This is a genomic window from Bradyrhizobium sp. 14AA (genome assembly GCF_054185205.1).
Window position 1 is genome coordinate 194,181 of record NZ_JAVAYM010000007.1, and the last position, 12,868, is coordinate 207,048.

Here is a 12,868-nt window from a genome sequence, read left to right on the forward strand (position 1 = left end):
ATGATCCTTCCCGCGCTGTTCTTCTATCTCTTCGCCGGCGTCTGCGTCGCCTCGGCGGTGATGGTGATTGTCTCGCGCAATCCCGTGCACTCCGTGCTGTACCTGATCTTGGCCTTCGTCAACGCTTCGGGCCTGTTCGTGCTGATGGGCGCCGAATTCCTCGGCATGATGCTGATCGTCGTCTATGTCGGCGCGGTCGCGGTGCTGTTCCTGTTCGTGATCATGATGCTCGACGTCGACTTCCTCGAGCTGCGCGAGGGCTTCATCGAGTACCTGCCCGTGGGCCTCGTGATCGGCGGCATCTTCCTGTTCGAGCTGCTGCTCACCGTCGGCTTTTGGGTCATCAACCCCGGCGTTGCCAAGACGATCACGGCGGCGATCCCGGCCAATGTCAGCAACACCGAGGCGCTCGGTCTCGTGCTCTATACGAAGTACATCCACTACTTCCAGCTCTCGGGCATGGTGCTGCTGGTCGCCATGATCGGCGCCATCGTGCTGACGCTGCGGCACAAGGCGAGCGTGAAGCGGCAGGACATCAACGTTCAGAACGCGCGCACGCCCGACATGGCGATGGCGATGCGCAAGGTGACGCCGGGGCAGGGGCTCTCGGATGCCGATGCGGCGGAGTGGGTGAAATGACGATCGGGCTCGGACATTATCTGGCGGTCGGCGCGATCCTGTTCACGCTCGGGATCCTCGGCATCTTCCTGAATCGCAAGAACATCATCGTCATCCTGATGTCGATCGAGCTGATCCTGCTCTCGGTCAACATCAACCTCGTGGCGTTCTCGACCTTCCTCGGCGACATCGTCGGTCAGGTCTTCGCGCTTCTGGTGCTCACCGTTGCGGCCGCTGAAGCCGCGATCGGTCTCGCCATCCTGGTGGTCTATTTCCGCAACCGCGGCTCGATCGCGGTTGAGGACGTCAATCTGATGAAGGGCTGAGCTCTCAAATGGTTCAGGCAATCGTTTTCCTGCCCCTGCTGGGCGCCATTCTGGCCGGGCTCATCTCCCTGGTCGGCGCGCATGCCCGCAACCCCTCGGGCGACGAGGTCGAGCATCACGGCGACCATGGTCACGGCGATGCCCATGCGGCGGCCGCCCATGACGACCATGGCCACGACGATCACGCCCATGACGATCACGGCCACGGTCCGGTCGAGCCGGCCGCGGCTGGTTCGCGCGGCGCCGAGCTGATCACGACGGGTCTGCTGTTCGTCGCGGCGGCGCTGTCCTGGATGACGCTGGTCGATGTCGGCTTCATGCATCATGACGCCCGCATCCAGCTGCTGCCTTTCATCTTCTCCGGCGACCTCCAGGTCTGGTGGACGCTGCGCGTCGACACGCTTACCGCCGTGATGCTGGTGGTGGTGACGACCGTGTCCTCGCTCGTGCACCTCTATTCCATCGGCTACATGGACGAGGATCCGTACCGGCCGCGCTTCTTCGGCTATCTCAGCCTGTTCACCTTCGCCATGCTGATGCTGGTGACCGCGGACAACCTCGTGCAGCTGTTCTTCGGCTGGGAAGGCGTGGGTCTGGCGAGCTATTTGCTGATCGGCTTCTGGTACCAGAAGCCTTCGGCGAACGCGGCCGCCATCAAGGCCTTCGTGGTCAACCGCGTCGGCGATTTCGGCTTCGCGCTCGGTATCTTCGCGATCTTCATGCTGGCCGGCTCGACCGATTTCGAGACCATCTTCCACGCTGCGCCCGGCTTGACCGGCAAGACCATCAACTTCCTCGGCTGGCACGCCGACGCGCTGACCCTGACCTGCCTGTTGCTGTTCATGGGTGCGATGGGCAAGTCGGCGCAGTTCCTGCTGCACACCTGGTTGCCGGACGCGATGGAAGGCCCGACGCCTGTGTCGGCGCTGATCCACGCCGCGACCATGGTCACCGCGGGCGTCTTCATGGTGGCGCGCCTGTCGCCGCTGTTCGAGCTTGCCCCGACCGCGCAGGCCGTCGTGATGTTCTTCGGCGCGACCACCGCGTTCTTCGCCGCGACCATCGGTCTCGTCCAGAACGACATCAAGCGCATCGTCGCCTATTCGACCTGTTCGCAGCTCGGCTACATGTTCGTGGCGATGGGAGCAGGGGCCTATTCGGTCGGCATGTTCCACCTGTTCACGCACGCCTTCTTCAAGGCGCTGCTGTTCCTAGGCTCCGGCTCGGTGATCTACGCGATGCACCACGAGCAGGACATTCGCAACATGGGCGGCCTCTGGAAGAAGATCCCTTACACCTATGCGGTGATGGTGGTCGGCACGCTGGCGCTCACCGGGTTCCCGCTCACCGCCGGCTATTTCTCCAAGGACGCGATCATCGAGTCCGCCTACGCCTCGCACAATCCGTTCGCGGTGTACGGCTTCCTGATGACGGTCGTCGCCGCCGGCCTGACCTCGTTCTACTCCTGGCGCCTGATCTTCAAGACCTTCCACGGCGAGCCGCATGACGAGCATCATTACGAGGCCGCGCATGAGGCCCCGCTCTGGATCCTGATCCCGATCGGCGCGCTCGCGGTCGGCTCCATCGTCGCCGGTTTCCCGTTCAAGGAATTGTTCGCCGGCCACGGCGTCGAGGAGTTCTTCCGCGAGTCCGTGAAGATGAACCCGCACATCATCGAGGAGATGCACCACATCCCCGAGACCATCGCCTTCCTGCCGACGGTGATGATGGTGCTGGGCTTCCTGGTGTCGTACCTTTTCTACATCCGCCGGCCCTACATCCCCGTTCGGCTCGCTCAAGAGCAGCCGATGCTGTACCAGTTCCTGCTCAACAAATGGTACTTCGACGAGCTCTACGAGCTCATCTTCGTCCGTCCGGCGAAGTGGATCGGCTACCAGCTCTGGAAGAAGGGCGACGGCTTCATCATCGACGGTCTCGGCCCCGACGGCGTCTCGGCGCGCGTCCTGGACATCACCCGTAACGTCGTGAAGATCCAGACCGGCTATCTCTATCACTACGCGTTTGCCATGCTGATCGGCGCCGCCGGCCTGATCACCTGGTTCATGTTCGGCTTTGGAGGCCAGTAAATGACAACCTGGCCCATCCTTTCGGTCACCACGTTCCTGCCGGTGGTCGGCGCGCTGATCGTCTATCTCAGCCGCGGCGATGACGAGGCGGCCCGGCGCAATTCGCGCTGGATCGCGCTGTGGACCACGCTGATCACCTTCGCGGTGTCGGTGATCCTGGTCATGCGCTTCGACCCTGCCAATCCCGACTTCCAGTTCGTCGAGAAGGCGAACTGGCTCGCCACCGGAATCACCTACCACATGGGCGTGGACGGCATTTCGCTGCCCTTCGTGATCCTGACCACCGCCCTGATGCCGTTCTGCATCATCGCGAGCTGGAAGGTCACGAGCCGGGTCCGCGAATACATGATGGCGTTTCTGATCCTGGAAACGCTGATGGTCGGCACCTTCTCGGCGCTCGACCTCGTGCTGTTCTACCTGTTCTTCGAGGGCGGCCTGATCCCGATGTTCCTGATCATCGGCGTCTGGGGTGGTCCGCGCCGGGTCTACGCGTCGTTCAAGTTCTTCCTCTACACGCTGCTCGGCTCGGTCCTGATGCTGCTCGCCATCATGGCGCTGTACTGGAACGGCGGCACCACCGACATCCCGACCCTGATGCACACTGCCGTGCCGCGGTCTTTGCAGACCTGGGCCTGGCTCGCCTTCTTCGCCTCCTTCGCGGTGAAGATGCCGATGTGGCCGGTGCACACCTGGCTCCCCGACGCGCACGTCGAGGCGCCGACGGCCGGCTCCGTGGTGCTCGCCGCGATCCTGCTGAAGATGGGCGGCTACGGCTTCCTGCGCTTCTCGCTGCCGATGTTCCCGCTGGCCTCGCACGACTTCGCGCCGCTGATCTTCACGCTCTCGGCCATCGCCATCATCTACACCTCGCTGGTCGCGATGATGCAGGAGGACATGAAGAAGCTGATCGCGTACTCCTCGGTGGCGCATATGGGCTTCGTCACCATGGGCATCTTCGCAGGCACCATGCAGGGCGTCGCCGGCGGCGTGTTCCAGATGATCTCGCACGGCATCGTCTCCGGCGCGCTGTTCCTCTGCGTCGGCATCGTCTACGACCGCATGCACACCCGCGAGATCGCGGCCTATGGCGGCCTCGTCAACCGGATGCCGCTGTACGCGCTGACCTTCATGATCTTCACCATGGCCAATGTCGGTCTGCCCGGCACCAGCGGCTTCGTCGGCGAGTTCATGACGCTGCTCGGCACCTTCAAGGTCTCGATCCCGACCGCGTTCTTCGCCACCTTCGGCGTGATCCTGTCGGCGGGCTACGCGCTGTGGCTCTACCGCAAGGTCGTGTTCGGGGCGCTGGTCAAGCCGTCGCTGGCGAGCATGAAGGATCTCACCTTGCGCGAGTGCGTGACGCTGTTCCCGCTGATCGCGCTGACGATCCTGTTCGGCGTCTATCCGAAGCCGGTGCTCGACATGTCGGCCGCCTCGGTCCAGCAACTCGTCAACAATTACAACACCGCTGTGACGGCCGTGAAGGCCGCCGCACTGCTCCAGTGATCGGGCAGGTCAGGATATCGCCATGAGCTTTTCGACTGCAGGTTATCAACTGGCGCCGGCGCTGCCCGAGCTCGTGCTCGCGGTCGGCGCGATGGCGCTTCTGATGCTCGGGGCCTATCGCGGGGAGGGGACGACCAAGGCGATCACCTCGCTGGCGGTCCTGCTCCTGGTCGTGGTCGGCGTACTCGTCTACGCGCAGCCTGCGGGCAAGCACGTCACCTTCGGTGGCAGCTTCATCGTCGACGACTTCGCCCGCTTCATGAAGATCCTGGCTCTGATCGGCTCGGCGGTGACGCTGGTGCTGTCGACCGAGTTCCTGTCCGATCCCTCGCGCCGCATCTTCGAATACGCCATCCTGGTGCTGCTCTCGACGCTCGGCATGATGGTGCTGATCTCGGCCGGCGACCTGATCTCGCTCTATCTCGGCCTCGAATTGATGTCGCTGGCGCTCTATGTCGTGGCGTCCTCGAACCGCGACAACGCAAAGTCGACCGAAGCCGGCTTGAAGTATTTCGTGCTCGGCGCTCTGTCGTCGGGCATGCTGCTCTACGGCGCCTCGCTGATCTATGGCTTCACCGGCACCGTCAGCTTCACCGGCATCGCCGCGGCCGCGACGGTCTCGAATATCGGCCTCGTGTTCGGCCTGGTCTTCCTGCTCGCCGGCCTCTGCTTCAAGGTCTCGGCCGTGCCGTTCCACATGTGGACGCCTGATGTGTATGAGGGCGCACCGACGCCGGTCACCGCCTTCTTCGCTTCCGCGCCGAAGGTCGCTGCGCTGGCCGTCTTCACCCGCGTCACGCTGACCGCGTTCCCGGGCATCGTCTCGCAGTGGCAGCAGATCCTGGTGTTCGTGGCGATCGCCTCGATGGCGCTCGGCTCCTTCGCCGCGATCGGCCAGAGCAACATCAAGCGCCTGATGGCCTATTCCTCGATCGGCCACATGGGCTTTGCCCTGGTCGGCCTTGCCTCCGGCACGGTCGAGGGCGCGCAGGGCGTCCTGATGTACATCGTGATCTATGTCGCGATGACGCTCGGCTCGTTCTCGGTCATCCTTGCGATGAAGCGCAACGGCCAGGCCGTCGAGCAGATCAGCGATTTCGCCGGCCTGTCGCGGACCAATCCGGTGCTCGCCTTCATGTTCGCGATGCTGCTGTTCTCCCTGGCCGGTGTTCCGCCGCTCGCCGGCTTCTTCGCCAAATGGTACGTCTTCGTCGCTGCCATCAAGGCGAATTTGTTCACGCTCGCGGTGATCGGCGTGCTGACCAGCGTGGTCGGCGCCTACTACTATCTCACCATCGTCAAGACGATGTATTTCGACGAGCCGGCCGGTCAGGTCGATCCGGTGCGCGTCGAGGTGAAGACGGTGCTGGCGGTTGCGGGCCTGTTCACCATCCTGTTCGCGCTGTTCGCAGGCCCCGTGGTGAGCGTCGCCTCCGCCGCGGCAAAGTCGCTGTTCTAGGATGGGGTTCGCGCTCGGTCCTCGCGCACTCTCGGCGGGCTACAGGCTCGCAGCTTTTGAGCGGACCGGCTCGACCAATACCGAGGCGATCGAGCACGCCAGGGGTGGCGAACGCGGCCCGATCTGGTTCGTCACATCCGAGCAGACCGCCGGCCGCGGCCGGCGCCAGCGCGCCTGGATAGCGCCGAAGGGCAATCTCGCCGCCAGCGTCCTCGAAGTGCTGGATATTGCGCCAGCGGTTGCCGCCACCATCGGTTTTGCGGCGGGACTGGCGGAAGAGGCGGCCCTCGAGAAGGTCAGCCTCGAGGCCGCGCTGCGGCTCGGTCCTGACCGGCCAAGATACGCCCTGAAATGGCCGAACGACGTCCTCGCGAACGGCAAGAAGCTCGTCGGCATCGGCCTGGAGGCGGAGGCCGTCGGCGACCGCCTCGCCATCGTGGTCGGCATCGGCACCAACGTCGTGGCGGCGCCCGAGGGCACCCCGACGCCCGCCGTGTCGCTCGCAGCACTCGGCGTCCAGATCAGCGCCGAAGAACTGTTCACGGCCCTGTCGGATGCCTGGGTCGAGTTCCGCGGCATCTGGGACAATGGTCGCGGCTTTGTGGAGATCCGCAAGCTGTGGCTGGAGCGCGCCGCCGGGCTCGGCGAGCGGGTTGCGATCAACACGGGAGCGACGACGCTGGAAGGCATTTTTGACACGATCGACGACACCGGCTGCCTGATCGTCCGCACCGCGGAGGGCCGCCGGGTGCCGGTGGCCGCAGGCGAGGTGTTCTTCGGCCCGGTGCGCTCGGTGGGAGCTGCGTGATGGCAAAGCCCGACGAACTGGTGTTTGCGCCGCTCGGCGGTGTCGGCGAGATCGGCATGAACCTGTCGATCTACGGCCTCGGCAGCCGCCAGCAGCGCGCCTGGATGGCGGTCGATCTCGGCGTCTCCTTCGGCGACGAGGAGCACCTGCCGGGCATCGACCTGATCATGCCCGACATCAGCTTCCTGGAGAAGGAACGCAAGAACCTGATGGGCCTCGTGCTGACGCACGCCCATGAGGACCATTTCGGCGCCATCATCGATCTCTGGCCCAAGCTGAAATGCCCGATCTACGCGACGCAGTTCAGCGCGGCGCTGTTCGAGGCCAAATGCGCCGCCGAGCGCAACGCGCCAAAAATCCCGGTGACGGTGGTGCCATCGGGCGGGCGCATCGATATCGGCCCGTTCAACGTCGAGTTCATTCCCGTCGCGCATTCGATTCCTGAGGCGCATGCGCTGGCGATCCATACCGAAGCCGGCACGGTGCTGCACACCGGCGACTGGAAGATCGACCCGACCCCGACGCTTGGAGCGCCGACCGACGAGAAGCGGCTGCGCGAGCTCGGCGAGGAGGGCGTGCTCGCCCTGATCGGCGATTCCACCAACGCAGTGCGCGACGGCCGTTCGCCCTCGGAAGCCGAGGTCGCCCGGACCATCATCGACCTCGTGAAATCAGCCAAGGGCCGCGTCGCGGTCACGACCTTCGCCTCCAACGTTGCGCGCATCAAGGCTGTCGCCGCCGCCGCCAGGGCTGCCGACCGTGAGGTCGTCGTGGTCGGCCGCGCCATGGAGCGCGTGGTGCAGGTCGCGCGCGAATGCGGCTATCTCGACGGCGTGCAGAATTTCCGTTCGCCCGAGGTCTACGGCCATCTGCCGCAGGACAAGGTGCTGGCGCTGTGCACCGGCAGCCAGGGCGAGCCGCGCGCGGCGCTGGCGCGCATCGCCAATGACGACCATCCCGAGATCACGCTCAACCGCGGCGACAGCGTCATCTTCTCCTCGCGGACCATCCCGGGCAACGAGAAGGCCGTCGGCTCGATCATCAACAATCTCGTGCTGCAGGGCGTCGAGATCATCACCGATCGCGACCATCTGGTCCACGTCTCCGGCCACCCCCGCCGCGACGAATTGCGCGACATGATCGGCTGGGTGAAGCCGCAGCTCCTGATCCCGGTCCACGGCGAGGCGCTGCACCTGAACGAGCACGCCAAGCTCGCGCGCGCCGCCGGCGTGCCGCGCGTGCTGGTCGTCCGCAACGGCGACCTGATCAAGCTCGGTCCGGGCGATCCCGGCATCATTGGCGAAGTGCCCTCCGGCCGCCTCTACAAGGACGGCACGATTTTGGAGGATTCCAAGTCCCGCGCCGTGATCGAGCGCCGCCGCATGGCGTTCTCCGGCTGTGCGTTCGTTGCCATCGCCATGACCGAGCAGGGCGAGCTGGCCGACGATCCCGAGGTCGATCTCGTCGGTATTCCCGAGAAGAACAGGGAGGGTGAGACCTTCGACGACCTCGTCTTCGACGCGGTGGTCTCCACCGTCGAAGGCCTGCCGAAGGCGCGCCGCCGCGATCCCGATGCATTGGGCGAGTCGGTGCGACGCGCTGTCCGGGCCGTGATCAACGAACATTGGGGCAAAAAGCCCCCCTGTCTGGTACATGTACTGACGGTGTAACGTGTCAGCATGATCTCGCGGGCGGGTCGCTCCGCCTTTTCCGGATCATGCTCTGAGGGAGAGAAACATGCTGGGCCGGCTCAACCATGTCGCGATCGCGACCAAGGACGCTGTGAAGGCCGCAAAGATCTACGGCGCCGCATTCGGTGCCCAGATTTCGGAGGCCGTCGCGCTGCCCGAGCATGGCGTCACCACCGTGTTCGCGACGCTGCCCAACACCAAGATCGAATTCATCGAGCCGCTCGGCGAGGCCTCGCCGATCGCAAAATTCCTCGAGCGCAATGCCGACGGCGGCATCCACCACGTCTGCTACGAGGTCGTCGACATCATCGTCTCGCGCGACACGCTGGTGAAGGAGGGCGCGCGCGTGCTCGGCGACGGCGTGCCGAAGATCGGCGCCCACGGCAAGCCGGTGCTGTTCCTGCACCCCAAGGATTTTTCCGGCGCGCTGGTCGAAATCGAGCAGGCCTAAGGCCGCCCCATGGCCATTCAGATCTCAACCGCGCTCGCGATTTACTTCGTCATCTGGTGGATCGCGCTGTTCCTGACGCTGCCGTTCGGCGTGCGCAGCCAGCACGAGGACGGCGTCGGCGCACCCGGCACCGACCCCGGCGCACCGATCCTGACGCGGATGGGCCGCAAGCTGATCTGGACCACGATCATCTCGGCGATCATCTATGGGATCGGCATAGCGGCCTATCACGCCGGCTATCTCTCGATCGAACGCCTGTCGAAACTGATGGGAATGCCGTTCTAGACTTTTTTGATATTGTTTTTGGGGGGAACGAATGACTTTTCAGAGGATCGTCATCGCGCTTCTGGTGCTGATCGTCGCCGGTCTCGGTGCCATCGGCTATTTCGAGTGGAAGATGGCGGTGCAGGTGCGGACGCTGAAGGCGTTCGTCGAGGGCTATGTCTTCAACGAGGCGGTCATGGCCTGCGAGCAGGCCAAGAGCTCGACGCCGTTCAAATGGAACGGCGGCAAGAGCACCTCGGTCATCGGGCTGAACTCGGTCAAGCTCGACAAATACACGGTCAGCGCCAGCTACACGCTGGTGGCGGACAGCGTCTATTGCGATTACGATCCGATCAAAAGAACGGCCGGGATCGGCTCGAGCTTCCTGGAGCGGGAGTAACGATCCGGCCATGCCAAGCATGGGATGGGATCGTCATGGCGCAGGGGCAGGGGGATTACCGGATTCTGCATGAAGCGGCCTTGCGGGATTATCTCGCGGGCCTGACGGACCTTAAGACACTCCTCGGCGGCGAGCCGGCCGGCTGGACGATCACCGAAGTCGGCGACGGCAATCTCAATCTCGTCTTCATCGTGAAGGGCGAACGCGGCGGCGTCGCCGTCAAGCAGGCGCTGCCTTACGTCCGCCTCGTCGGCGAAAGCTGGCCGTTGCCGCTGTCGCGGGCCCACTATGAATACCTTGCTCTGTCCCGGCAGGCCCAGCTCGCGCCCGGCCTCGTGCCGGCGCTTCTGCATCACAACGAGACGCTGGCGCTGACGGTGATGGAGCTGCTCGAGCCCCACATCATCATGCGCAAGGGGCTGGTCGCGGGAACGCAATATCCTGGCTTCGTGGACGACATCACCACCTTCATGGCGCGGACGCTGTTCTTCACCTCCGACCTCGCGCTCTCCGCCGCCGAGAAGAAGGAGGGCATCGCCGCCTTCGCCGGTAACCATGCGCTCTGCAAGATCACGGAGGATCTGATCTTCACCGATCCCTACCGCATCGCCGAGCAGAACCGCTGGACCGCGCCATATCTCGATGCACTCGCTGCCAGCCTGCGTGATGACATGGAGCTGCACGTCGCGATTTCCCGCTTGAAGCTGAAATTCATGGCAAGCCCCGAGGCGCTGCTTCATGGCGACCTCCACACCGGCTCGATCATGGTGACTGAGAGCCAGACGCGGGTGATCGATCCGGAATTCGCATTCTACGGCCCGATGGGTTTCGACATCGGCGCCGTGCTGGCGAACCTGCTGATGGCCTTTTTTGCCTCCGCCGGCCATGAGCGCGCGCCGGGCGAGCGGCAGGCGTTCGAAGGCTGGGTGCTGACGACGGTCGAAAAGGTCTGGAACGAGTTCGCCCGCAAATTCCTCGATCTCTGGCGCGCCGGCGCGGCGGGCGATGCCTATCCGGTTTCCCTCTTCGCCGGCGAGAAGGGCGCTATGCGGCTGGAAGCCGAGCGGCAGGCCTACATGCAGCGGCTGTTCACTGACACTGTCGGTTTCGCCGCGGCCAAGACTATCCGCCGTATCTTCGGTCTGGCCCACAATATCGATTTCGAGCTGATCGAGGACCCGAAGAAGCGGGCGGCTAGCGAGGCGCGTGCCGTGCGGCTCGCGCGAGGGATGATGGTGGAGGCGGCGGCGTTTCGAACGATCGCCGACGTTGCCGGCGCCGCGCGAAAGCTGCGCGACTGGCAGCCGGAGCTATCTGGCGGCAATCAGACCGCCGGCGAGCAGAACACCTAGCGTTCGGCTCTTCATCTTTTCGGATTCCCACCCTGGCGAGATCCCAGGGCTGAAGGCCCTTGTCTTGAGCTTGGTAGTAACGATCCCGCAGGACGTTCACCGCTCGTAGATGGTTGTTTCCGCTTCCGATTCTCGACCGATTGAAGGTCTCGCCGCAGCGCACGACCTCTTCCCGAGGGTTGGCCTCCGGGGCGGGCGTCTCGGAGGATGCGTTGCCAGGAACTGCGCCATCAAGAGCAAAAGAGGTGCTTGCACTCGACGTGCCGCGAGTGGTCAACTCCGTGACTGGAATGTGCGTGCATTGTCGGAGGGGACATGATGTTCAGGATCGTGGCGATCGTCGCTGGGTTGGGACTGGCGCTTGCCGGATCAGCGGAGGCCCAGACCCCGCGCAAGGGCGGAACCATCCGCATGACCGCGCCCTATGGCTCGAGTTTCACCAGCCTGGACATTCACACGACGCAGCGCGCCCAGGACGAGATCTACGCCAAGGCGCTGCATCGCTCGCTCTACATCTGGAATTCGGCGGAAGGAAAGCCGGTCCTGGAGCTCGCCAGGGAGGATGTGGTCTCGGGCGGAGGCCTCGTTCACACCTTCAAGCTGCGGGACGACGCCTATTTCCACAACGGCCGCAAGATGACCGCCGACGACGTCATCTGGTCCTACAACCGCATCATGGACGGCACCAAGGCCTATCCCGGCGCGCGTTATGTCCGCGTGATCGAAGGCGCGGCCGCGGTGGAGAAGGGCCAGGCCAAGGACATCTCCGGCCTGAAGAAGATCGACGACTTCACCATTGAGATGAAGCTGACCGAGAAGGTCGATCCCGGCTTCTACTTCTTCACCGCGCTGACCTCGATCTATCCCGCCGACGAGGCCGCCAAGGAGAGCTTCATCCAGAAGCCGATCGGCCTTGGGCCGTTCAAGTTCGTCGAGCATGTGCCGGGATCGCGCATCGTGCTCGAGCGGTGGGACCGGTTCTACAAGCCCGGCAAGCCCTACGCCGACAAGGTCATCGTGTCGGTGATGGGTGAGGCCGCGGCACGCGACGTCGCCTTCCGCAACAAGGAGATCGACACCTCGGTGCTGGGACCTGCGCAGTATGTCGCCTATCAGTCGGACGCGGACCTCAAGGGCACCATCGTCGAGGTCGCCGAAGTCTTCACGCGCTACATGGGGATGAACACCTCCTTCAAGCCGTTCGCCGACAAGCGCGTCCGGCAGGCGATCAACTTCGCGATCGATACCGACCTGATCATCAACAAGCTGGTCAAGGGCAAGGCCTATCGCGCCACCAGCTGGCTGCCGCTGACCTCGCCCCTCTACGACAAGACCATGAAGCCCTATGCCTACGATCCCGCCAAGGCCAAGCAATTGCTCACGGAGGCGGGCTATCCCTCGGGCTTCGAATTCGAATGGACCACGAGCCAGAACGAAAGCTGGGGCTTGCCGATCGTCACGGCCGTCATCCCGATGCTGGACAAGGTCGGCATCAAGGCGAAGGTCAAGCAGGTCGAGACCGCGGTGCTGGCGGAGGTGGTTCGCAGCGGCGACTACCAGGCCTTCATCTATTCCCAGGCGACCGGCCCGGATCCCCAGGCCGCCCTCAAATGCTTCCACTCGGCGACGCCGCAATCGGCCTGCAACTACATGAACTTTAGGAATGCCGACTTCGACAAGCTGGTCGATGAAGCCGGGCAGGCGGATGATCCCGCCAAGCGTGGCCAGCTGCTGCAGAAGGCCAACGCGCTGCTCTATGACGAGGCGCCGGTCTGGTTCTTCAACTACAACAAGGCGGTCATGGCGGTGCAGCCGTGGCTGAAGGGGATTCAGTTGAACGCGACGGAGCTGACCCATCAGGACGTCGAAGACCTCTGGGTCGACCAGACCTCGCCCGCGAAGTGAC

The 12,868-nt window shown here is 64.2% G+C and carries 12 protein-coding genes; all 12 read left to right on the forward strand.

The annotated features are described in order from the left end of the window. The 12 genes from RAD15_RS15685 (at position 1) to RAD15_RS15740 (ending at position 12,867) form a co-directional block, all read left to right on the forward strand. Positions 1 to 639 (forward strand): NADH-quinone oxidoreductase subunit J, encoded by a 639-nt coding sequence (locus tag RAD15_RS15685; RefSeq protein ID WP_458178898.1) that lies wholly within the window; start codon positions 1 to 3, stop codon positions 637 to 639. Continuing rightward, positions 636 to 944: an NADH-quinone oxidoreductase subunit NuoK gene (gene nuoK / locus RAD15_RS15690; RefSeq protein ID WP_008547737.1), complete on the forward strand. Its 309-nt coding sequence runs from the start codon at positions 636 to 638 to the stop codon at positions 942 to 944. The genes RAD15_RS15685 and nuoK overlap by 4 nt, the downstream gene beginning before the upstream one ends. Positions 945 to 952: 8 nt before the next feature. Further along, positions 953 to 3,031: an NADH-quinone oxidoreductase subunit L gene (gene nuoL, locus RAD15_RS15695; protein WP_458178900.1), complete on the forward strand. Its 2,079-nt coding sequence runs from the start codon at positions 953 to 955 to the stop codon at positions 3,029 to 3,031. Further along, positions 3,032 to 4,537, forward strand: coding sequence for an NADH-quinone oxidoreductase subunit M (locus RAD15_RS15700; RefSeq protein ID WP_458178902.1), 1,506 nt, complete (start codon positions 3,032 to 3,034; stop codon positions 4,535 to 4,537). A 22-nt stretch (positions 4,538 to 4,559) separates the two neighbouring features. Then, positions 4,560 to 5,996 (forward strand): NADH-quinone oxidoreductase subunit NuoN, encoded by a 1,437-nt coding sequence (gene nuoN, locus RAD15_RS15705; protein ID WP_458178904.1) that lies wholly within the window; start codon positions 4,560 to 4,562, stop codon positions 5,994 to 5,996. Position 5,997: 1 nt separating this feature from the next. Continuing rightward, positions 5,998 to 6,804: a biotin--[acetyl-CoA-carboxylase] ligase gene (locus RAD15_RS15710; RefSeq protein WP_458178906.1), complete on the forward strand. Its 807-nt coding sequence runs from the start codon at positions 5,998 to 6,000 to the stop codon at positions 6,802 to 6,804. Further along, positions 6,804 to 8,474, forward strand: a complete 1,671-nt coding sequence (locus RAD15_RS15715) for a ribonuclease J (RefSeq protein WP_458178908.1) — start codon at positions 6,804 to 6,806, stop codon at positions 8,472 to 8,474. The genes RAD15_RS15710 and RAD15_RS15715 overlap by 1 nt, the downstream gene beginning before the upstream one ends. Positions 8,475 to 8,541: 67 nt before the next feature. Continuing rightward, positions 8,542 to 8,946 (forward strand): methylmalonyl-CoA epimerase, encoded by a 405-nt coding sequence (mce, locus tag RAD15_RS15720; protein ID WP_458178910.1) that lies wholly within the window; start codon positions 8,542 to 8,544, stop codon positions 8,944 to 8,946. 9 nt (positions 8,947 to 8,955) lie between these two features. Next, positions 8,956 to 9,231: a DUF1467 family protein gene (locus tag RAD15_RS15725; protein WP_212483378.1), complete on the forward strand. Its 276-nt coding sequence runs from the start codon at positions 8,956 to 8,958 to the stop codon at positions 9,229 to 9,231. A 31-nt stretch (positions 9,232 to 9,262) separates the two neighbouring features. Further along, positions 9,263 to 9,610, forward strand: coding sequence for a hypothetical protein (locus RAD15_RS15730; protein ID WP_458178912.1), 348 nt, complete (start codon positions 9,263 to 9,265; stop codon positions 9,608 to 9,610). A gap of 35 nt (positions 9,611 to 9,645) precedes the next feature. Beyond that, positions 9,646 to 10,962, forward strand: coding sequence for an S-methyl-5-thioribose kinase (gene mtnK, locus RAD15_RS15735; RefSeq protein ID WP_458178914.1), 1,317 nt, complete (start codon positions 9,646 to 9,648; stop codon positions 10,960 to 10,962). Between the two features lie 315 nt (positions 10,963 to 11,277). Then, positions 11,278 to 12,867: an ABC transporter substrate-binding protein gene (locus tag RAD15_RS15740; protein WP_458178916.1), complete on the forward strand. Its 1,590-nt coding sequence runs from the start codon at positions 11,278 to 11,280 to the stop codon at positions 12,865 to 12,867. Position 12,868: the final 1 nt, after the last annotated feature.